This window comes from Pseudomonas sp. ATCC 43928, from assembly GCF_005938665.2.
Taxonomy (GTDB): domain Bacteria; phylum Pseudomonadota; class Gammaproteobacteria; order Pseudomonadales; family Pseudomonadaceae; genus Aquipseudomonas.
On sequence record NZ_CP041753.1, the window covers coordinates 3133408 to 3155360 of the forward strand.

The following is a 21953-nucleotide window of genomic DNA, read 5'->3' on the forward strand; positions in this document are numbered from 1 at the left end:
GTGGATGCGGTTACTGCGGCGGTTGCCACGGTTCACCGGTGAGATAAGCCCGGAGCAGCGCCCGCTGGCAGGGCGACATCGAGCGCACCACGGGCATGAACAGCGTGGTGCCTTTGTACGCATCCGAAGTTCGGGCGAGGATGGGGTTCTTGGCGCCCATGACCGCGTCGGGCTGATTGAGCGGGATGTAGCGCGACATGGCGGGGAAGGCCAGGTAGTGAAAGCGCAGGACGTTCGGGTACATCAGCTCCCAGGTGATGTGGGTGCCCGCGGGGATGCCGAAGTCGGTCTGTGCGTATTTGCGAAAGCTGGTGAAGTAGCCACTGCTTGGAAGGCCATTGGCTGTGTAGGTCAAGGCGACAAAACCCGCCTGGGCGGCAGAACCCGCTTTGACGGTGACCGGGAAACTGATCGCGAGCTGGCCAGGGTTAACGGTCAGCGATGCAGGAAAATCGAGGAAATCCCAGTATTGCGGTTCATCGTACACAGCAGGAGCAGCAGCCTGCAGGTCGATTTCGGTGGCTTTGGGGACCGGACCGCCCAAGTACCTGACCTGCAAGGTGATTGACAGGCCATTGGGGTAGTCCTCCAGGTAGACGTTGCGCTGATCGGCATACACCCGATAGGTCGATTCGGTGGCTTGCAACGTGGTACCGGCGACCTTGCCGGGCGCGTTGATCGCCAGGGCGGCGGTCTGCACTGCCTGTAGCTGGTTGGCGGTCAGGGGCAGGTCGACGATGCCGCCATACACGTAGTAGTCGAATAAAAAGCGGTTGGTCGGGTCCAGGGTGGCCAGTTCAGTGGTGCCTGCGGTGATGGTGACGGGGCCGTAGTTCGCGTTCGGTCCGATAGGGCTGGTGATATCGTCCCTGACGGCCCTGAAGGTTTGCTTCGGAATGACGTTCACCATGTCGATGCTCAGGTAACCGTTGCCGCCCAGGTCGGCATAGCCGGCATTCCCCGTACTCTGGTTGACCAGTTGCCGGCCCGGCTGGCAGTTCAGCGGCTCGTCGGCGAAGGCCGGGGCCAGTGTACCGATGACCCTGCCGATGCTCGGGTTGGGGGTGTATCGGCCGGCGGCATAATCGGCGTCCAGTTGTTCCGTGGTCATCGTGGGGCACATTTCGAACATGACGAAACGCAGGACAATGCCGGTCGCACCCGGCGCCTGGATGATCGAGCGCAGGCCACTGCTGTTCTGGTTCCAGCTGACGATGCTGCTCAAAGGGAAGGTCAGTTGAAACGTACCGCTGGCGTGGAAAGATCCCGGCGCATCCATTTTCGCGGGCAACAGCACACGTCCCGCCACGTCGAAACTGCTGCACACGGTATTACTGCGAATCAGCAACTGGATGTCGCTGTTACCACCAATCTGCAGGCCGCCGACGAATATCTGGGTGGTCGTTGAGGAGGTGGGGTCCAGGTCCACCATCATCGGGCCGGAGACGGGGCCTTGTCCGGTCACCGGGTCCACCGAGCCGAGCAGATAAACCGGCTGGCCCACCATGTCGCCGGTGGTGCTGATGCTGCCCGGATTACCCTGGGAACTGATCAAGGCGTTCTGCATGTCGACGACATGCTGCCCATAGTGATTCCAGCCGCCGGCGGTGTAGTAGTCGCCGTCGGGCGCGTTGATCATGTTGTTCAGCTGATCGTCGGTGTAAGACTGCGCAGTCGGTGCCAGGGTCGAGGTGGTCAGGTCGAAGAGCGGCCATTCATCATTGCCGTCGTAAGGGATGGTGGGGGAGTTGTTCGGCAGGCTGACGTCCGTGCGGATGCCGCCCCAGAAATTCAGGCGTGGTCCATTGAGAATGCTCATGATCTATTCCTCGTCCTTGGTGGTTTTGCCGACAGGCGCGTTGGCGAATTTGAACATGTAGGAGAAATCGGCCTTGTAGGGGCTCTTGACCGGTGTCGCCATGGAGTGGCAATTCATGCAGCTGCTGTTGGGCTGGATGTAGCTCTCCATGGTGACGTTGGCCGAGAGCGACGGGGTCGGCTGGCCCAGTGGATTGCTGGGGTTGTCCGGCATCAGCGGGCGCTGGGTGGTGATGAGCTGGTAGTACTTCAACACGCTTTTTTGCACGTCCGGGTTGGTGCGGTAATTGGTGTTTACCCCGTTGGTGATCTCGGCAATCGGGGTGACCCGGTTCAGTGGGTTCGGGGTCTGGAACGTGGTGCCGGGTTTGGGCACGCAGACCAGTTGTCCACCCTGAGTCTGCCAGTCGCAGGGTGACTGGTTGAGGCTGACGAGGGGCGCGGTGGGGTTGAAGTAGGAGTAGGTTGTGCCGGGTGTCGGCTGATCGACCCACTGACCGTGCACCAGCTCCTTGGGCGGAACGTTGTCGATCTGCTCGAAGGTCGACCAGATCCACTGTGGGTAGCCATTGACCTTGGTGATGATGTGCAGGCCCACCAGGCCCAGGTAGGCCTCGGTGACACCGCTGCGCTGGCCCTGGTCGTTGAACGTGGCTACGCGCGCCAGCATGGTCAGGTAGTGGCTGGCATTGTCGTTGGGGGTGAGGATGCGCCAGCTCGACTTGACCTCGATGACCCCATTGGGGAAGTTGATGTTATTGGCTTTGGAAACGACGTCGGCGTTATAGAAGTTGTTGTTGACGATGTAGTCGTAGGACGTCTCGTTGGCCGAGATGTCGTAGTAGGTCGGGTTACCTGCCTGGTCGATCAGCCAGCCGCCGACGGCCTGGTCGACGGCATTCACCTGGGTGCTGTTCTTCAGCGCGGCGATGTTGATGATGCCCAGGCTTTTGGCGGTCTGCGGGGTATTCCACGGGCCAGGATTGGCACCCCTCGGCAGAAAGATTTCCTCCACGGTCTTGTAGGTTTGCCAAACGGTGTAGCCGGGATCCCCAAGCTGTTTGGCGCAGTCGGGATCACCTCGTTGCCCATCCTGTGCGGGCCAGTTCAAAGCGATGAACATCTGCCAGCTGTATTGATCGAACTGGTCCTGACTGGCGGTGGCGACCGGCGCGGTGCTGGGGGGTTGGCAACTCAGGTTACTGGCCTGCGTCGACGGCATGGCCTGTTCTCGGGCCAGGGCCTGCTCCAGGATCAAGGCCGGCAGACTGGCCAGGCCCACTAACATCACGCAGAAACGGAATGTGGTTTTCATGGCGATCCTTCGTCGTTATTCAGGGTTTGCGTTGCATGAGCTTGTTCCACTGCGCCTTTTGGCCGTTGCTCTGTGACGCCGGTGGCTCGAACAATTGGCAGGGCGGCGGATTCGCCGGGCACATGGCGGCCACTTGCGCCCAGGTCTGGGCCGGGTCCGGTTTGGCGATGCGGAAGTTGGTGTAGTTCTGGCTGACGATGGGGGCGTTGGCGACGCTGGCATCACCGGAGAAATAGAACGATTGCGGATGCCGGTAGGGCGGTTGTCCCGTGACGTTCTTGTAGAAGGCGTAGCCGAACAGGATCGGGCCTTGTGGCGAGTCGACATCCAGGGCATAGGCTTGCACGCTGCCATTGAGGTTCTGGCTGCGCGCGGCACTGTAGGGCAGGTGCTTGATGAAATCCTGCCGTGGTGGGTGGTTCATCGGCGAGAACATGCAGCAGGCCGGCATGTCCTTGGGACGGTCCTGGGGATAGGTCAGGAAGTAGGCCTTGTTGCCCAGCGACACGAAGGAGCAGGTGTAGTTGTTGTTCTTGATCGGGAAGATCGGCAGGCAGTATTTCTCGTAGTGTTCCATCATCGCGCCGAAGCCGTCGCCATCCGGCGGGATGTAGGCGGTGTCGTAGTAACTGGTGCCGCGAGAGACGGTGTAGTCCGCCGGGGTCAGGGTGGTGGGTGGATTGCTGTAGGGCGGCGGGTTTTTCTCGTAGTTGTGCATCACCCGGTACATGGTCCAGTCGCTGATCCAGTAGGCCGGGAAAAACGGATCGGAAGGCTCGCCCGGTGCTCGTGTTGCGATGCAATTACCGTTCTGTTCATTGCACCCCTCGGTGTTGTGCACCCCCATGGTGAAGTACACGGCACCGCTGTCTGCCTGGGCGAATAGAGCCGGGATGAGTAGCAGGGTCAACAGCAACAGCCGGTTCAAAATGCTGGCTTTCATATGACACTCCTGTGAAGTGCCGGGTGACAGACTCGTCACCCGGTGGTCCTGCTTGAGCGTTGTAGTTTTAGCTTTGTTCGTAGTCGCTCATGCTGAGCGGGATGGGCGGGTAATTGCGTTTCACCAGGGACTGCGCCCACAGCTCCAGTACGGCGCGTCGGCTTTGTGACATGTCGCGGGTGATGGGCATGGCGAGTGTGCTTTCCTCCTGGTACTCCTTGCTGATCAGCACAATCAGTTGGTCGATGGCGCCTTCAACTCGTGCCTGGGAGTTGAGCGGCATGAACTTGTTCATGATCGGGTACAGGTAATAGAAGGTCTGCAAGATGCGTGGGTAGATGAAGTTCTCCCACAACAGCGTCGCGGCGTTCTGACGCGTGCAGATGGAGTTCCAGTAGGTGATGAAGTCCTGTTGCAACTGAGGATCCAGTGGCAGGACGCGCATCGGGGCGAGGAAGTCTGTGTAGGCCTGGGTGTAGTTGAAACTGAAGGGGACGGCCGGGTTGTTGTGATCTTCCTGCACGAAGAACCGCAGAGTGGGAAAACCCGGGGCTCGAGCACTCACGCCCAGTTGGGCAATGCCGCTGGCGTTGGTGGTGATCTTTGCAACAGAGTAATTGACGATGCTGTTCTGAGCATCGCGCAGCGTCCCGGTTCGGGAGATGGCTGAGTCGAATGTCAGGCAAGGGCGCAAATTGACCGCGACTGGTTTGCCCAAGTCATGCAGGAACTGCTGATAATTTACCGGTATTCCCGAAGGCCCGGCATTCGACGTATCCACGGCCTGTAGGGCGATGAGTCCACGGCCGCTACCGGTAGCCAGGTGGCTTGATATCGCGAGCATGTCGTTGAATTGCGGCAGATTGGGCTTGTTCAATGTACGGTCTGCCGGATGGTCGTAGAACAGTGTGAAGTCGGCCGGATTACTGAATGCCAGATAGTAGTTGCTGGTGGTCACCGAGAAGGGGTTGCCATACTCCGCCACCCACAGCACGGTGTTGGCCGCTGGCTTGCCATCCTTTTGCACCATGATTTGCAGCGTCTTGTGATCACCCACGTCGATGAAACTGCCGCTTTCTATCACTTCGGCGGTCCACATCTGCTGAGTGGAAGCGATCTGGGGCGTTTGTGTGCCCTGTAGCTGCAGCTCCAGAGGGCCGGCCTGCAGGGTCGCCTTGTCTGCGTCGTTGAGCGTGAAGTCCAGAAGGCCGGAACGTTTGTCGAAGGCAGCTTGTCGATACTGCTCGAAACCGAAGTTGATCACCGGGTTGAACTGTCCATCCTTGCGTACGCCCAGTAGATAGTTGCCGGCATGGAATTTTTCGGCCGTCGGGATCGGGGCGTTGGAGTCCACTGGATAGAACGGAAAAGTGTTGCCCAGATCCAGCGACAGGGTGTTGCCGGTAATCTGGGCCGACATCACACCCAGTGTGATGCTTGTGGCATCGACAGGCTGGTTTGTTTTGAAAACAGGTACCGGATTGGCAGATACCAGGCGCCGGCCGGCGGGTGCGGTGGGGTATTCGTCGGCAAACCAGAGACCCAAGGTCGCTGCGGTGCGGCTGTAGGCGGGGTTGAAGAATATATCGGAAACGTTGTCCAGGCCCTTCTGATACATCGCTTGCACTTTGGCCATGTCCGCGGCTGTCGTGGAGTGGGTATTGATCGGCGGGAAATCGTTGAAAATGCCGTTCTTGTCATAGTAGGTCAGGTAGGTGGAAAACCTGAACATCAAGCCACGAGCTCCTTGTTGCTTCATCTGCTGTTGAAGCTGACTCAGCAGCGCGGAGTTGCCGATAACCCATTCCAGGTTTTCCTGAGGAAAGCAGGTCTGCCAGGTGGTGGTGACATACTTCAGACCACCGAGGGCCCCCCAATTGAAGTTCAGGAATCGATCCAGCATCCGGTATTGCCGATTGAGGGTCAGGCCGCATTTATCATCCCCCAACATCAGCTTGTCGAAATACAACGCGGTGAAGGTGTTCTGCCACGGGCTGATGTCCACGAAGCGCGCGGCAGTAGGACTGGCGCTGCCAAAGGGGTTACCGAGCAATTGGTAGTTCTTGCCGACCAGCGCATCCTGGGCGATGTAGTTGTTGGCCTGCAGCTCGCCGCCGATGACCACGGAGCGGATATCGTCGTAGCTCACCGTGCCGCAGGCATTGTCGCCAAACAGATCCCATTCTGCGGGAATGTAGGGGGTCGGACTGCCATTGGTCGGCACCATCGACACATAGTCCGGGACGTTGTTCACGGGACTGATGACCCAGGGCATCAGCTTGTTGGGGGCGTTCTGGCGCGTGATGTCGTAGAAGTTCACAAACGGCCAGTTAATATCCATGTTGACCGCGTCATAGAGTGGAAACACATCGTTGTTGTTGGCTGTTGGCGGGTTCCAGAACATGTGGCCGTTGAGGTAGATACGGGGGAAATTCAATACGCTCATGTCATGCTCCTTAGCGTTGCCACTGGGCGTGTTTCAACGACCAGACAAAATCCAGTTTGTTGTAACCGGCGAAAGCCGAGTTCGGCAGCGGGGTGGTGGGGTAGACAATGCCGCCCTGTTCTTTCAGGGCGAAATTGAAGTAACCCTTTTGGTTCGAGTAGGCGGCGGTGCCGTGGCAGGCCAGGCAGGATGAGGTGTTCTGGAAGGCCGATTCCAGCTGGGAGTTGGCCAGCACCTGAGTGATGGGCTGGAATTCCACCCCGATCAGTTCGTACTTCGACAGGGAGGGATTAGCGGCCTGAAAGCTGGTATTGACCGATTGGGCAGCCGGTGTCGGTCCTGTGGTGTTGGTCATCGGGGTGGCCGGTACGGCATTGGTCACGGTGTACTTGCTGTTGTTGATGTTTTCGAAGGTGGTCCAGACCCAGTTGGCGTTCAGCTTGTTGACGACGTGTAAGCCGCTTAATGCTGCATAGCCGACCTTGTATTGACCGTTTTTCAGGTAATAGGCCTGGGCGATGTAGTAACCGTCTTTCTCCAGTTTCTGTTTGTAGGTCGCGTCGGAGCCGATCCACAGCCAGGAGGATTTCAGCTCCCAGGCAATGGGCGGAAACTCCAGATTGCTGGTCAGGGCGGCCTGGCCGTTCATGTTGTAGACCTGCTTCTGCACGATGTAATCGAACGTGCCCTGGCCCATCAGCAGCTGAAAGCGTACAGGGTTGCCTTTTTCTGTTGAGGGCACTGCGCCGCCCATCTGCAGAATCAAGCCATCGACCTGTTGGGTGGCATTGAGGTTATGGAAGGTTCGGGACATATCCATTCCTAGCGCCTTGGCCTGTGTAAGCACCGCGTTCGGCGGCGGCACAGCCGTGCCATAGGGGGCGGGCTTGGCGCCGTTGGGCAGGTAGACCTGATCGGAAGGCTTCATGGATTCCCACTCGCGGTTGGGGCTCCCCGCGGCAGCGGGCTGGTTCAGGCAGACGAACCAGTTCCAGGCCATGGTCTCGGGGCTCTGCGCAAACGCGGCCCGGGTCTTGTCGACGTCTCCTCCAAATTGCAGAAAGTTGCTGCAGTCAAAGGTGTTTGTGCTCTGAGCCTGAGCCAAACCGGCCAAGGCACTCAGAACTGTTATAGAAATGGCTCGCCGCATGGAAGCTCCTTGGCATTGGCCGGGTCGGTGTGTGAATGCCCCAGGAAGTGTTCCAGGAGCAGTTGCTTCACTGCCGTGGCCGCAAGGCGCTGGGGCAACGGCAGATCGCAATTGGTGATGAGCAGCGGGCCGGTGTTCTCGCTGTCGGGCAGGCGGCCATGGCTGCCACGGACCAGGCGGGTGTCCAGCGGAATCAGGTCCATGTAGTAGCGAAAGCCGAGCTTTTTCTGCAGCAGGCGGCGCGCCACTTTCAATTTGGGGAAGCGAATGGCCGGGTCGATGAACAGTTCCAGCGGGTCGTAGCCGGGCTTGCGATGGATGTCCACGGTGCGGGCAAAGTCGGGTGCCTTGTGATCGTCGAACCAGTAGTAGTAATCGAACCAGTAACCCGGCGCGGCCACGGTCACCAGCTCGCCGCTGCGCGGATGATCCAGTTGCCAGGCCCGTTGTTCGGCTTTATCCAGCACCTGCTCGATGCCGGGCTGGCGCTGCAGCAGCGCTTTGACGCGAGGAATGTCTTGCGCCTGCCTCACGTAGATGTGCGCGACCTGATGATCGGCCACGGCAAAGGCCGCGCTGGCGCCAGGGTCGAGCAACTCCCAGGTCAGCGATTGGCGCACCTGCAACAAGCCTTCCGAGCGCAACAGCCGGTTAATTGATATGGATTGCTGTACCGCTTCGATCCCATATTCGGACAACAGCATCACCGCCGCGCCTTGCTCCTGGGCAAAGGCCAGCAGGCGACCCACTTCACTGTCGATGGCCCGCACCTCGTCGGCAATCGACGGATGATCAGGGCCCAGTCGCTGCAGGCAATAGTCGAGATGCGGCAGGTAGACCAACTGCAGGTCCGGTCGATCGAGCTGGAATTCGGCGATGGCGCAGTCGACGATCCAGCGGCTCGATGCGATGCCGGCCGCCGGACCCCAGAAACCCGGAAACGGAAATTCACCGATCTGCTGCTCGATACGCTCATGCAACGAGGCCGGTGACGAATACAGGCCGAACAGCTTGCGGCCATCGGCCGGGTAGTGCGGGCGTGGGGTGATGGCCGCATCCACGTCCGCATACATGTTGTACCACCAGAACAACTGGCTGCAGCGGAACCCGGGGAGCTCACGCTTGAGCGCCTGCCAGACCTTTTCTCCCTGGATCAGTGCGTTGGGTTGCAGCCAGAATCGCACTTCGGCCTGGTCGCGAAAATACCAGCCATTGCCGACGATGCCGTGTTCCGACGGCGACAGGCCGGTGAGAATCGACGCCTGCACCGTCGATGTGACGGCCGGAAACACTGGTTGCAGGCTGGCCATTTTTGCGGTTTTCAGCAGGGCATTGATGTGCGGCGTTGCCGGCCCCAGCAGCGCGGGGGTCAGCCCGACCACGTTGATCAGCAGCAGCGGTTGACGCGGGTGATCAGAGGGCATCGGCGTACGCCTCCCGCACTTGGGGTTGTAGCAATTGACGCTGGCGCAGTTGTTCTTCGACCCAGTGCAGTTCTGCGGCGATTCCCTGCAGTTGGGCGTGCTCGGTGTCGGGCCGCAGTTGCGCGGGCAGCACGCCCCAGCTGTAGGTTTCCACTTCCAGCACGGGACGAAAATCCCCATGGTCTGCGAGATAGTCGAAAGTCTGCGACAGGGCGATCTGGCTGCCGCTGAGCTCAGGCAGCAGCAAGTGTTCGCTGAACAGCGGAATGTGGAAATGAATCCGCAGTTCGGGGTATTGCCCCAGGTTGTTGGCGCAATCGTCGAGGGCGGCGGGCAGGTCGGCCCAGCCCGATAACCGCGCCTGTGCATCGTGGGCTTTGACTTGATGCAGGTAGGTGGTTTCGGCGAAGTCGCTCAAGGTCTTGAGCACGTGTTCGCGCCGGTTGTGGTCTTCAGCGGGCAGGCGACAAATCAGCGCGTTGGACAGCTGGATCTTGCCGACAGGCACCCGGGCCTGGCGCAGCTTTTCCAGCGACTGATAGCAGTGTTCGAAAACCACGGCCTGGTGGCAGACATCAAAACACAGCGCCAGATAGTCATGGTGCGGGTCGCTGGCTTGGTAGCGGTGGAAGAAGGCGATGGCCTGGTCGGTGTTTTCCAGCACGCAGTCCGGCTCCATCTCCAGGCAGAACACGATCTTCTTGCCCGTCTCCCGATGCAGCCTGGCCAGTGAAGCCGTGAGTTGGCGCAGCAGATGTTCGGCACGCTGCTGTCGCCGCGGGTTCCAGTCGGCGGCATAGCCCAGCGGTACGGTGGAAATCACGCCTTGGGGGCAATCCGACGGCAGGGCGTGCGCCAGGATTCGGGCCAGATTCAGGCTGTACGCCAGCCGTTTCGGATCAGTCCAGTTGGGCAAATAGACGTTGGCTTTCACCGCGCCCTGATGAAATTGGCCATAGGGAAAGCCGTTAAGTGAAGTCAGCCGCAGCCCACTGCGTTGCAGCAGGCTGAGGAAATCCGCGCGAGCTGACGCCTGCTGTAGTTCGGCCGCGGCGAGGGCGCTGATCCACAGCCCACTGTCTTGCTCGTTCAGGCCGCGCAGGGTACGCACACCCCGGAAATGCCATTCGATGGATGACCGTAGCCCCGCCAGGTCACGGGTCGGGTGCACATTGCTGCAATAACCGACCTGCGCGGCAGCCCAACCCGTGCCGGCACTCATTTGATCACCGGTTCCTGGCCACGCAGGGCAGAGTTCTCCTGCCACTGCCGACGCTGGTCGATGGGCAGCGGGGTGCTGACCAGGGACTTGTCCAGTTGGCCGCTTTGGGCAAAAAAGTCCACGGGGTTGTGGAACAGCACCTGTTCGACCTGGCTTTCGCTGAAGCCGGCCGCCAGCATCGCTTCGCCCGTTTTCGGCACCTTGAGCGGATCGCTGATGCCCCAGTCGGCAGCGCTGTTGACCACCATTTTCTCGGTGCCGTACTGCTGCAACAGGGCGACCATGCGCTGTTCCGACATCTTGGTGTTGGGGTAGATCGAATGGCCGCGCCAGCAGTCGCTGTCCAGCACCAGCGGCAGGGTCAGTTCGTTGAGGTGGTCGATGATCACCAGGTGCTCGGCAATCCCGACTTCGCGAATCACCGCCAGGGTGCGTTTGGTGCCACCGATCTTGTCGCGGTGCGGGGTGTGCACCAGCACCGGCAAATTGAATTGTCTGGCCAGCTCCAGCTGAGCGGCGAGGAAGCGATCTTCCTCCGGGGTGATGTCGTCGTAGCCGATTTCGCCGACCGCCACGACGCCGTCTTTCACCAGGTAGCGCGGCAGAATCTCCAGCACTTCATTGGCCACCGACAGGTCATTGGCCTCCTTGGGGTTGAGGCCGATGGTGCAGAAATGATGAATGCCGAACATGCTGGCGCGAAAGCGCTCCCAGCCCAACAGGGTGTCGAAATAGTCGATGAAACTGCCGACGCTGGTCCTGGCCTGACCCTGCCAGAAGGCCGGTTCGATCACCCCGGTGATGCCGGCGGCGGCCATGTTCTGGTAGTCATCGGTGGTGCGGCTGACCATATGAATATGCGGGTCGAAGTACTTGAGCATGGTAAATCCTCGTCAAGGAAAAGGAGTCGTTGAGTGTCAGTTCTGTGAGGTGCCGGCCAAGTACTCATGCCACTCAGGCGGCAAGCGTTGCTGCTGACTCAGGCCGGCCAGGCGCTGGTGTTGCGCCGGGCTGAGCAGGGCGAAGGCAATCACTCGGGGCAGCCCGGCGGACACCGTTCGTTCGGCGGCGAGCTGTTCGTCCAGCAGGTCGAGGGCCAGCTGGTTGAGGGTGACGCTGTGTCGTTGGGTCAGGCCGATCAGGCGTCGTATATCGAGCCCCATGCCCAGCGCCTTCAGCACCAATTGATGGAAGGCCCGTTCGCTGTAATGGCGCGATGGGTAAAGGGTGTCGAGCGCGAGGGCGGCGAACACCTGGCTGTTACTGGTACGCCCGGCCTGCAGCGCCAGTTCCACGCAAAGCCCGCGACTGTCGAGCCAGTCGAGGGCCTTCAGGGTGGCGATTTTTTCTTGATCGTCACCCCACAGGAACAGTTGGCGCAGCAACGGCAGTTGCCCTGCGAGGGGCTGTTGCTCCAGGACCTGAGCCAGCAACAATGCCCGCGCCAGTTGGACACTGCTCCAGTCGGGACTGTGGGGCAGCGATTGCTCCTTGAGGTTGCGCTTGCACTGGCTGCTCAACAGCGCCGCGGTATTGCCGTCCGGGCGTTGGGCAAGCTGCTCCTGGGCCTGGCGCCACCACTGCAGCTCGGTGTCATCGAGCTGTTGGGTGAGGGCCTGGTGTTGTTCGGCGAGGCAGTCGTGGCGTATTTCGAGAGCCGCCGATGGCGATGCAGTGACGTCCATGTTCATGTCGGTTTGATCCAGCGCTGGAAGTGTGGAAGCAGGAAAAACACCAGAACGCATAACAGGCTGCCCAGCGGCTGGTTGGCCACAGCCAGCACCAGGGCATCAAACAGTGGCAGAGCCGCTAGGCCAGCGCCGATAAAGGCACGGACTTGCCGTTGCTGCGGGTTGGCCAAGTGGTGCCAGTAATGCCAGCCCAGCCAGCCAAGCCAGAGCAGCAGCACCGGCCAGAACCAGGCGTTGTCGGAATAGATCGCCAGCGCCAGCGGGCTCAACATCAGCAGTAGAGGCAGGCGGCTGAGCAACTGGTTGTTGTGCTCCTGACGAGCCAGGTAGGTCAGGCCGCTGATGTAGACGCCAAGCAACATGGCGCACAGCCAGATCGGCTCCGGCGGCACCGCCAGGCTGGCCGCCGCCGTCAGGTAGAGGGCCGAGCGGCAGGCGCCCATCAGCCAGACGCTGTGGGCGTATTTCTTGTGCAGCACGTTGTAGCCGAGGATGCAGCCCACCAGCAGGGTGGCGCTACCCAGCAACCAGTGCGGTTGATCGATCAACCGGCTCAGGCCCAATACCGAGGCCGCAGCCAGTATCAGCAACAGCGCAGTAGCCAGCCCCACTTGCTGGCGGCTGACCAGACCCAACGTGATAGGGCGGGGATTGTGGTGCTGTTGGTCCCAGTCGGCGTCCAGCAGGTCGTTCAATAACATGCCGGCCAAATACAGCAACGACAGCGCGGCCAACAGCAGGATCCACACCAGCGACGACGGCGGCGCCAGGGCACCAGCGCTGCTGGCCAGCAGGGCGGCGGCCAAGGTGTTGGTCCACACGGTGGGCAGGTTGGATACCCGGCCGAGGGTCATCCAGGTTTTCAGGTTCAGTGGTGTCTGGCTCATTGCGCGCAGCCCTCGCTGAGGGTGAGCGCCGGATCGATGCGGGTCGACAGCCGTTGCAGCGCCTGTTCCATCCGCGCGGCATCGATCTCGTGCAGGTCCACCGACTCGCCGATCCGGCTGAGCATGGGGATGGAGAGTTGCCCGCCCAGGTGCTGGCGGAATTCCTCCAGACCGAGCAGCACCAGCGAGCGTCCCTGTGCATCTTTCAAGGTCAGTTCCGGCGGGCTCAGGCTGAAGCCGAGCTTGAGCAACAGGTTCAGCACCCGTTCGGTGTCGGCATCGCTCAACAACCCCAGGGCATTGGCATAGAGCCCATCCAGGGCCATGCCCACCGCCACGGCTTCACCATGGCGCAGTCGGTGCTGGCTGAGATTTTCCAGTTTGTGCGCGGCCCAATGCCCGTAATCCAGTGGCCGTCCGTTACCGCGCTCGAAGGGGTCGCCGGCACCGGTGATGTGTGCCAGGTGCAGTTCGGCGCAGCGGCGAATGGCATGGCGGCTGGCCGAGTGATCGAAGTGGGCGAGGGCGTCGGCCTGTTGTTCCATCCATTGGAAGAAGGCCTGGTCTTTGATCAGCGCCACTTTTACCGCCTCGGCCAGCCCGGCGATCTGGTCGCGGCGAGTCAGGCTGGTCAGCAGCTGGAAGTCGTTGATTACCGCGGTGGCGGGGTAGAAGGCGCCCAGCAGGTTCTTCTGGCCGAAGGCATTGATGCCGTTTTTCACCCCGATGCCGGCGTCGTTCTGCGCCAGCACGGTGCTCGGGATGCGGATCAGGCGAATGCCACGGTGGAAGGTGGCGCAGGCGTAGCCCACCGCATCCAGCACCGCACCGCCGCCCAGGGCCAGCACATAGCAATGCCGGTCCAGCCCATGCTGCAGCATGTCGGTGTAAAGCTGCTGCAACACCTGTGAGTCCTTGCTCAGTTCGCCGGCCGGCACCGCAATCGGCGCGGCCTGTAAATGCAGGTCCGTCGCATGGGCGGCAAAGTAGGCGTCGATCTGTTCCAGCAATTTCGGGGCGCTTTGCAGCAGTTGTTCATCGGCGAACACCAGCACCGTCACCGGGCCCCGGTGCTGTGGGGTGAGTCTTGCGGTGAGCTGGCGGTGCAGACACGGATTGGACGGCTCGAATAGGTGATCGGTGAACACCACCGGGTAGTCGTAACGGACCTCGAAACGCCCGTGCAGGGAATGCTCGGCGTTTTGCTTGCGCAAGGTTTTGAACAGGCTGTACCCGGCGATAAACAGCCCGGGCAACACCATGCTGGCGAGCAGGGTCACCAGCAGCGCGTTCTGCTCGACGAGGTAGATGCCGATGGCGCTGTAGGCCAGTGCCAGACCGGCATTGGCCAGGGTGGTCACTAACACGAACGCGGGCAGCGGATAACGTTGCATCCCGGCGGCCACCACCGAGGTTTCGGCCAATACCGGCACGCCGCGCAGGCAGATCAACGACAGCGTGCCCAGCTTGTACGCCAGTTGCCCCGGCTGGCGCTGATGCAGGCCCAGGCGGCCGGACAGCAGCCGAAAATAGCCCGCCCCCAGCGCATACCCCAGTCCGGCCCCCAGGCACAGCCCCACGAAAATCACCAGGTAGCCGCCAACAGCGCCGAGCATGGCCACGGCCAGCAGCGCGACCATGCTCGAAGGCACCGGCAGCACCACGTCCAGCGCGAGCAGGGCGATCAGCAGCAGGGCCAGGTTGAGTTTTTGGGTGGGAGTGGAAGGCTGGTACAAGTTGAGATGGGTCAGGAAGTCCTGGATCTGTTGTTCGAACAACAGAAAGCTGGCGATCACCAAGCCTGAGAAGCAAAGCAATGAAATCCAGAAATGACCGGCAGGCCCCCGTTGCGAGAACGCACGATACCCATGGCTGCGCTTCATCAAGCATCCCTCTTTATTTTTATGACTGATTCCGTGTCAGCAATTAAAAGCAGCGTCTGGTTGGTTTTAGATCAATAGATTCTCTCGCCTGAGGGGCTGGTTTATGTACGGTTTGGTTACGCCTGTAGAGATAGTTCTGAACTTAGACGGTCGTGGTGTTTTTGCAAGGCGGCCTGATGGCAATCTGACTTTTTCACCTGCGTCGACGGATGCCCTGAGCTGATGTTAAAAAATGTTATTTTGAAAAAATACTTCACAGCTGCCGGCCGACTCGCTCCTGCGCGGCATCATGACCGTGCTCGGTGCGCCATTGGTGGCGCTGCTGATCGACACTTTGCTGTGTGCCTGGTTGCTGGGTTCGCGTCGGGGCTGGAGCCGTACCCAGGTGTCTGACGTGATCGGTTCGGCCTTGCCAGGTGTGGCCATGGTGATTCTGATTGCCGGTGCCGGCGGTGTGTTCGGCAAGGTGCTGGTGGACACCGGCATCGGTGCGGTGGTCTCCGATTTGCTGCGCACCACCGGTCTGCCGGTCCTCGCGCTGGGCTTTCTGCTGACCATGCTGCTGCGTGCGGTTCAGGGTTCGACCACGGTGGCGCTGGTGACCACTGCCGGCATCATCAGCCCGTTGATCGCGACCCTCAACCTCACGGCGAATCACATGGCGCTGCTGTGCCTGGCCATGGGCGGTGGTGGGTTGGCCATGTCCCATATCAACGACGCCGGTTACTGGATCTTCACCAAACTGTCCGGGTTGAACGTGGCCGACGGCCTGCGTACCTGGACCGTGCTGACCACCTTTCTCGGCACGCTGGGTTTCGGTATTACCTTGCTGATCTGGCCGTTTGTCTAACCTTCTGTCCAAGGAGCTACCATGCCTCGTTTTGCTGCCAACCTCAGCATGCTCTATCCGGAACATGAGTTTCTGGATCGCTTTGCCGCCGCGGCCGCCGATGGTTTCGAAGCGGTGGAGTACCTGTTCCCCTACGACTACAGCGCCCAGGAACTCAAACAACGCCTGAGCGACAACGGCCTGGTACAGGCGCTGTTCAACGCACCGCCCGGCGATTGGGCGGCAGGCGAGCGGGGCACGGTATCGTTGCCGGGCCGGGAGAGTGAATTTCGCAGCGGTTTCGATCGCGCACTGGAATACGCCGCAGTGCTGGGCAACTCGCGCATCCATGTGATGGCCGGGTTGCTACCGTCGGAAAGTGATCGGCCGCGGCACCACGGTGTGTACCTGGAGAACCTCGCGTATGCCACCGCGCAGGCTGCCAAGGCCGGCATCACGGTGCTACTGGAGCCGATTAATACGCGCGACATGCCGGGCTTTTTCCTCAATCGCCAGGATCAGGCTCAGGCCATCTGCAAGGAAGTGGGCGCCAGTAACCTGAAGGTTCAGTTCGACTGCTACCACTGCCAGATCGTAGAAGGTGACCTGGCGACTAAACTGCGTCGGGACTTCGCCGGCATCGGTCATATCCAGATCGCCGGCGTACCGGATCGACACGAGCCAGACTTGGGCGAAGTCAACTATCCCTATCTGTTCGAGTTGATCGACCAGTTGGGTTATGACGGCTGGGTAGGGTGCGAATACCGGCCCCGTGGCAACACGTCGGCCGGCTTGCAGTGGCTGCGGGACTGGAAGGCGCGCTAACGCCTTACAGGTTGTTATCGGAAGGCAACAGCAGTTCGACACCCTGTTTGCGGATGCTATCGGCCGCGGCAGGAGTCAGTGCGTCGTCGCTGAGGATGGCATTCGGGCTCCAGAGTGAAGAAATCCGCCGACAAGGAAAGCGGTGCAAACATAGTAGCGAATCTACGGTAAAGGAACGAGCTGTTGCGGATCTCTGTTCTGGTGGCGGCAGCCTCAATCCAGATCCCGGCGAATGGCGTCCAGGCGTTCGTCGAGCAATGGGGTGAGGAGGGCATAGCACTGCGCCGGGGTGATGGACACGGTGGTTGTCCCGATCAGGCAGCGTTGCAGTTGTTCGAGCGCAGTGTGCAGCGAATGGGGAGCGTGCTTGAGCAAGCGTTCGTGCAGGTACTGCAATTGAATCAGCATTTCCAATGGGCAACTTCGATGGGCGGCGGCGCGTACCGACAGCCCGCGCAGTCGTCCCAGCTCTTCAAGTTCCCAGCAGCGCGCGGCGATGCTCGGGCGCGCCAGGCTGAGCGCACAGCGTTGCAGTTCGAGGTGCTGGATGGCGCCGAGCAGGTCCTGCAGCAATCGGCAATGGCCATCGAAATCCGCCGGGTCGCGACGTAACGCGCCCCAGGCCTGGCACTGTGCGGAATACGGCCACTCCCTCCAGCGTTGGTCGAGCGCGTGCCCCAATGCCTGGCAACGTTGTTGCGCCTCGCGGGTGACTTGTCCGCCGAGACCGCGATGTTGCTGTAATCCTTGCAGCAGGTCGAGACCCAGCAACAGCGCCAGCCTTAGTCCGGTGTCACCCTGTGGCAGACGGACTTGGCGGGACGGCCCATCGTCGAATGCTGTGGCGAGTGCTGGATTCATGGGCGGCTTCCGACGGTGAGCTGGTTGAGATAACGGGTCAGGTCGTGCAGCGCATTGGTTTGCGTGCTCTGTTCCTGCACCGCGCCATTGACCTGTTGCAACTGTTCGCTGAGGGCATGATTGGCTAGCTGATGCTCGCTGAGCGCCTGTTGCATGGCACCGAGGTGTTGCAGATTGCTCTGGCTATGTTGCGCCAGGTCGTCGAGGTTGGCGGCGAGCTGCTCGCTCTGTTCACTCCCGGCGGCCAGCAGATCGCGGTGTTCCTTGACCTCGCCATCCACCTGGCGCACAGCCATGGCGATCGCCGTCGCGGCGCTGGTGATTTCGTGGGTCGCCCGGTCGGTGGCCTGGGCCAGGCTGCGGACCTCATCGGCGACCACGGCAAAACCGCGCCCGTGCTCGCCGGCGCGGGCTGCCTCGATGGAGGCATTGAGCGCCAGCAACTGGGTCTGTTTGGCCAATGCCTGAATGCTGTTGACCGTGCTTTCCACGGCGGTCGTGCGCTGCAGCAACGCTTCCACGGCGTGTGCGGTATTGCCCAGGCGTTGTTGAATGGCGCGCATGCTGTCACCCACTGAGCGCGCTTCCAGGCAACCGGTTTCGCTCTGGGTGTGAGCGTTGGCGAAGGCTGCCAGCGCGCCCTTGGCCAAGGCATCGATGCTGTGCAGGGTCTGATCGATCTGTTCGCTGGCGGCGGCGATCATCGCGATGCGTTGGCTCTGTTCCTCTCCCTGGTCGCGGGCTTGCTGAGCCATCTGCTCCAGGGCACGGCTGGCGAACTGCACTTCGCTGCACTTCGCTGCGCAAGCGTTCGTTGTTGCGCAGTTGCAGGCTGGCGGCCACCAGCAGCGTCGCGGGGTCGGCATCCTGGGAGCTGCGCAGCAGTTGTGCCAGTTCCGTGTCCCAGAATGTCTGCAGTTGGCGTTGATGACGCTCGCGAAGCTGCCAGGCGCATCCCAGGTACAGCACGCCAGGTATCAGGGCCAATGCGCTTGCGGGCTGTTCGGCCAGTGCGAGACCACAGGCGCCGAGGGCTAATCCGAGCGGTAGCCAGAAGCCGATCCTGCTGCGTTCGAGCAGGGCTCTGCCAGGTTCGAACAAGGCTTTGGCGAATGATGTGCCGGCCGGGTGCGATGTGCCGCCATCGCTGCGCAGATGAACGATGGCGTGACCCGGTGGGTGCATTCCTTGAGCGGACATGAGGATTTCCTTCTGATGCCGGGATGAAAGCAAAAACGGCGCACGCTCTCCTGCCGCAATGGGCAGGGGAGCGGACGCCGTTGTCCGAGATGTTTGCCAAACCATCGGTGTTGATGGCTCAAGCTTGAACAGAGCCCAAGCAAGTTGTTTGCCAGCCTTTGTGCTCGACAACAGATCAGCCTGTCACCCCGCGGTGGAAGGAGAATTGCACCTGATGGCTACAGGGTTGCGAAGGGCAGCACAGACGAGCAACGCACCAGTCGCGGGAATGGCTGCGTCGCTGTGCTCTGTTCTGGTTCGTGCCCATCCGCACCGGGCGCACACTTGGTAGCAGCTGCCGAGCCTGCGAGGCTGCGTTCGGCTGCGAAGCAGTCGTAAAACCAGAGCTCGCGATGTGTCAGGCAGACCACATCAGCCGGACTCACGACTGCTTCGCAGCCGAACGCAGCCTCGCAAGCTCGACAGCTGCTACAGCGAGCGCAGGCTCGACAGCTGCTACGGATCGCATTGCGGCTTACACAACGCGAGAAAATCCGGCATCGTTAGTTCATGAATTTCTGAACTAACTATTTGCTGCAGCCTATTCAATCGCTTGTCGCCCTAGCCTTAGGATTCGTCACACGGGATCGCAGCCATCAGAGCCGCGGCCCGCAGCAACTTCTTTCGACTGCCCAGTAACGCCAGCCCAATAGCGGGTGGCCTGACGCAGCCGAGAGGAATGCATGAAGCTAGAAATTTTCCGCACGTTATGGGGCTATACCGCCAGCAAGGCGCAGGCCCTGGATGAACTGCTCACCGCCGGCTTCGATGGCCTCGAAGCGCGCCTGCCACTGCAGGCCGATGAGCGTGGCGAGTTCGGCGCTTTCCTGCGCAGTAATCAAGTTCCCTACATCTGCACACTGTTCAGTGCCTACGATGTATTGCCCGACCAGAACGCCACGCCCACCCAACACTTGGCCGACATTGATCGCAAACTGGGCTGGGCCTCGGAGCTGACCCCACGTTTCGTCAATCTGCTGGCAGGCAACGACCGCTGGCCGCAGGCATTGCAGGTCGAATTCTTCGGCCAGGCCATGGAACTGGCCGCCAGGCATGGCGTGTTCTGCAGTTTCGAGACCCATCGCGCCCGTTCCCTTTACAGCCCTTGGGTGACCCTGGAGCTGATCCGCCAACTGCCGGGCCTGCGTTTCACCAGTGACGTCAGCCACTGGGTGGTGTGCTGTGAGCGACTGTTGGACGATCCGGCCGACGATCTTTCGGCTTTCGTCGAACGCGTGCATCACATCCAGGCTCGGGTCGGCTACGACCAAGGCCCGCAAGTCCCCCATCCCGCCGCACCGGAATATGCCCGTGAACTGGCGTTCCATCAGCGCCACTGGGAGGCCGTCTGGACCGCTCAGCGCGAACGTGGCTACCCGGTCAGCACCTTGACCCCGGAGTTCGGTGCCGACGGTTATCTGCACCACTTGCCCTTCACCAACATGCCGGTGGCCGACCTCTGGACCTTGAACCAGTGGATGGCCCGGACCGAGCGCGAACACTTCGACCGTTTCACCCGTGAAGGAGCCCGCCATGCGTAGCACCTCGCCAACCCAGGCCAACTTCAACAGCATTCCGGTGGTGAACATCGCCGGACTCTTCAGCATCGAACTGGAGCACCGCCTGGCCGTGGCCGAGCAACTGGGCCGCGCCGCCAGCGATGTGGGCTTTCTGTACATCACCGGGCACGGCATCGATCCGGCGCTGATCGAGGGCCTGCGCCAGGCGGCCAGGGATTATTTTGCGCAACCGCTGGACGCCAAGATGCGCCACTACATCGGCGCCTCGGAAAGCCACAAGGGCTTCGTGCCCGAAGGCGAGGAGGTGTATTCCAAGGGCAAGCCGGATCACAAAGAAGCGTTCGATATCGGCTTCGAAGTGCCAGCGGATGACCCGCTGTTCCTCAACCGTACACCGCTGCTGGGGCCGAACCACTGGCCTGAGGTGCCGGGTTTCCAGAGCGCGGTACAGAACTACTATCAGGCGGTGTTCGCGCTAGGCCGCCGGCTGTTCGATGGCTTCGCCTTGGCCCTGGGGCTGGAGGAGGGGTACTTCGACGCGCTGGTGACTCGCCCGCCCTCCAAATTGCGGCTGATCCATTACCCCTTCGACGCCGATGTCGTCGACGCTCCGGGCATCGGCGCGCATACCGACTACGAGTGCTTCACCATCCTGCACGCCGATCAACCGGGGCTGGAGGTGCTCAATGATCAGGGGCAGTGGATTGATGCGCCGCCACTACCCGACGCGTTCGTGGTGAACATCGGCGACATGCTGGAAGTCATGACCGCGGGTGCCTTTGTGGCCACTGCCCACCGGGTGCGCAAGGTCGCGCAGGAGCGCTACAGCTTCCCGCTGTTCTACGCCTGCGACTATCACACGCTGATCAAGCCGCTGCCGGCATTCGCCAGGGATGACCGGGAGTACGAGGCGCTGGCGATTGGCGAACACATGTGGAGCCAGGCCTTACAGACCTACCAGTACCTGCGCAAACGCGTGGAGAACGGCGAGCTTGAGTTGCCGTCCCGGGCCCGAAAGCCATCGAGTTTCGGCCATCTGAAGAACACCACCTCTCATTCCTAAAAAAACAACCCACGGAGCTTCCCACCATGAAAATCCATTGCGCCTCGACCCGACTGAGCCTGCTCGCCGCCAGCCTGTTCTGCGCCAGCACCGCCTTCGCCAGCACCGCGACCCCCGGTGTGTTGAAAGTCGGTATGGAAATCACTTACCCGCCGTTCGAGTCCTACGACGCTGACAAGAATGTGGTCGGCTCTGATCCTGAGTTGGCCCACTCCCTGGCCAAGGCGATGAGCGTCAAGGCCAACTTCGTCGACACCAAGTTCCCAAATCTGATCAACGGCCTCAACGCCGGGCATTACGACGCGATCATTTCCGGCATGTACATCACCCCCGAGCGCCAGCTCCAGGCCCGCACTATCGCCTACGCCAATACCGGCGCGGCGATCATGGTGCCCAAGGGCAGTGAGTTGAGCCCGCAGGTTCCCGAGGACTTGTGCGGCCTGAAGATCGGCCTGGAGCAGGGCACCACCTGGGTCGCCAAGTTCAACCAGTTGTCCAGCGACTACTGCGTTCCGAACAACAAAGGCGCGATCACCGTCAACGAATACCCCTCGGCTCCCGAAGTGACGCAGGCGCTGCTGTCGAAGAACATCCAGGCCCAGGTGGAAATCGCCGGTGCCGCGCACATGATTGCCCAGCGCACCAACGGGCGGGTCGTGGTCAGCTCGCAGAAACTGGTTTACCCGCAGACCTTGGGCATCTACGTGAAAAAAGACGCCGAGGCAACCTATCAGGCGCTGGTCAAGGCCCTGGCTGACAGCAAAGCCAACGGCGAGTACGCCGCCATTCTCAAAAAGTACGACCTGGAACCGGTCTCCGAGTAATGGCTGAAGCCGC

The 21953-nt window shown here is 61.1% G+C and carries 17 protein-coding genes and 2 pseudogenes; 5 read left to right on the forward strand and 14 right to left on the reverse strand.

The genetic code is table 11. The features are described 5' to 3' along the window. Positions 1-10: 10 nt before the first annotated feature. From FFH90_RS14390 to FFH90_RS14440, 11 genes are all read right to left on the reverse strand, one after another. On the reverse strand, positions 11-1819 hold the full coding sequence (locus tag FFH90_RS14390) for a hypothetical protein (protein WP_138867413.1): 1809 nt from the start codon (positions 1817-1819) through the stop codon (positions 11-13). Between the two features lie 3 nt (positions 1820-1822). After that, on the reverse strand, positions 1823-3133 hold the full coding sequence (locus tag FFH90_RS14395) for a hypothetical protein (protein ID WP_086945631.1): 1311 nt from the start codon (positions 3131-3133) through the stop codon (positions 1823-1825). Positions 3134-3152: 19 nt separating this feature from the next. Further along, positions 3153-4076 carry a hypothetical protein gene (locus FFH90_RS14400; RefSeq protein WP_138867414.1) on the reverse strand — a complete coding sequence of 308 codons (924 nt, stop codon included), beginning with the start codon at positions 4074-4076 and terminating at the stop codon, positions 3153-3155. 67 nt (positions 4077-4143) lie between these two features. After that, a complete protein-coding gene (locus FFH90_RS14405; RefSeq protein ID WP_138867415.1) occupies positions 4144-6522 on the reverse strand; it encodes a hypothetical protein in 2379 nt (792 codons plus the stop codon). 10 nt (positions 6523-6532) lie between these two features. Further along, complete coding sequence (locus FFH90_RS14410; RefSeq protein ID WP_019651677.1) at positions 6533-7672, reverse strand: hypothetical protein; 1140 nt, start codon at positions 7670-7672, stop codon at positions 6533-6535. Beyond that, the gene (locus FFH90_RS14415) at positions 7651-9096 is read right to left on the reverse strand and encodes an alkaline phosphatase family protein (RefSeq protein WP_138867416.1); all 1446 of its coding nucleotides are present in this window, start codon (positions 9094-9096) and stop codon (positions 7651-7653) included. Before FFH90_RS14415 ends, FFH90_RS14410 begins: the two co-directional genes overlap by 22 nt. Then, entirely contained in the window at positions 9086-10318 is a 1233-nt protein-coding gene (gene eboE, locus FFH90_RS14420; protein WP_138867417.1) for a metabolite traffic protein EboE, read from the reverse strand. The genes FFH90_RS14415 and eboE overlap by 11 nt, the downstream gene beginning before the upstream one ends. Then, positions 10315-11199: a TatD family hydrolase gene (locus FFH90_RS14425; RefSeq protein ID WP_138867418.1), complete on the reverse strand. Its 885-nt coding sequence runs from the start codon at positions 11197-11199 to the stop codon at positions 10315-10317. Before FFH90_RS14425 ends, eboE begins: the two co-directional genes overlap by 4 nt. 36 nt (positions 11200-11235) lie before the next feature. Next, positions 11236-12009 carry an EboA domain-containing protein gene (locus FFH90_RS14430; protein WP_138867419.1) on the reverse strand — a complete coding sequence of 258 codons (774 nt, stop codon included), beginning with the start codon at positions 12007-12009 and terminating at the stop codon, positions 11236-11238. After that, positions 12006-12896 (reverse strand): UbiA family prenyltransferase, encoded by an 891-nt coding sequence (locus FFH90_RS14435; protein WP_028940744.1) that lies wholly within the window; start codon positions 12894-12896, stop codon positions 12006-12008. The genes FFH90_RS14430 and FFH90_RS14435 overlap by 4 nt, the downstream gene beginning before the upstream one ends. Continuing rightward, positions 12893-14779, reverse strand: a complete 1887-nt coding sequence (locus tag FFH90_RS14440) for a 3-dehydroquinate synthase (protein ID WP_138867420.1) — start codon at positions 14777-14779, stop codon at positions 12893-12895. The genes FFH90_RS14435 and FFH90_RS14440 overlap by 4 nt, the downstream gene beginning before the upstream one ends. A gap of 250 nt (positions 14780-15029) precedes the next feature. Between FFH90_RS14440 and FFH90_RS14445 the strand changes: the two are divergent. Together FFH90_RS14445 and otnI are read left to right on the forward strand one after the other, a co-directional pair. After that, a pseudogene (locus tag FFH90_RS14445) lies at positions 15030-15629 on the forward strand (transporter); the annotation flags it as partial. A 21-nt stretch (positions 15630-15650) separates the two neighbouring features. Further along, positions 15651-16433 carry a 2-oxo-tetronate isomerase gene (otnI, locus tag FFH90_RS14450; protein ID WP_138867421.1) on the forward strand — a complete coding sequence of 261 codons (783 nt, stop codon included), beginning with the start codon at positions 15651-15653 and terminating at the stop codon, positions 16431-16433. 4 nt (positions 16434-16437) lie between these two features. Here the strand turns inward: otnI and FFH90_RS30325 are convergent. The 3 genes and pseudogenes from FFH90_RS30325 to FFH90_RS14465 form a co-directional block, all read right to left on the reverse strand. Continuing rightward, positions 16438-16533 (reverse strand): annotated as a pseudogene (locus FFH90_RS30325) (DeoR/GlpR transcriptional regulator); the annotation flags it as partial. A gap of 113 nt (positions 16534-16646) precedes the next feature. After that, positions 16647-17204 carry a hypothetical protein gene (locus tag FFH90_RS14460; RefSeq protein WP_064621261.1) on the reverse strand — a complete coding sequence of 186 codons (558 nt, stop codon included), beginning with the start codon at positions 17202-17204 and terminating at the stop codon, positions 16647-16649. A gap of 86 nt (positions 17205-17290) precedes the next feature. After that, entirely contained in the window at positions 17291-18160 is an 870-nt protein-coding gene (locus FFH90_RS14465; RefSeq protein WP_372240858.1) for a methyl-accepting chemotaxis protein, read from the reverse strand. 1056 nt (positions 18161-19216) lie between these two features. Here FFH90_RS14465 and FFH90_RS14470 point away from each other — a divergent pair. Genes FFH90_RS14470 through FFH90_RS14480 form a run of 3 tightly spaced genes read left to right on the forward strand, consistent with a single transcriptional unit; the run spans position 19217 to position 21940 of the window. Continuing rightward, positions 19217-20074 (forward strand): sugar phosphate isomerase/epimerase, encoded by an 858-nt coding sequence (locus tag FFH90_RS14470; protein ID WP_138867422.1) that lies wholly within the window; start codon positions 19217-19219, stop codon positions 20072-20074. After that, on the forward strand, positions 20067-21116 hold the full coding sequence (locus tag FFH90_RS14475) for an isopenicillin N synthase family oxygenase (RefSeq protein WP_138867423.1): 1050 nt from the start codon (positions 20067-20069) through the stop codon (positions 21114-21116). Before FFH90_RS14470 ends, FFH90_RS14475 begins: the two co-directional genes overlap by 8 nt. Positions 21117-21142: 26 nt before the next feature. After that, positions 21143-21940 carry a transporter substrate-binding domain-containing protein gene (locus FFH90_RS14480; RefSeq protein WP_064617543.1) on the forward strand — a complete coding sequence of 266 codons (798 nt, stop codon included), beginning with the start codon at positions 21143-21145 and terminating at the stop codon, positions 21938-21940. Positions 21941-21953 lie beyond the last annotated feature (13 nt).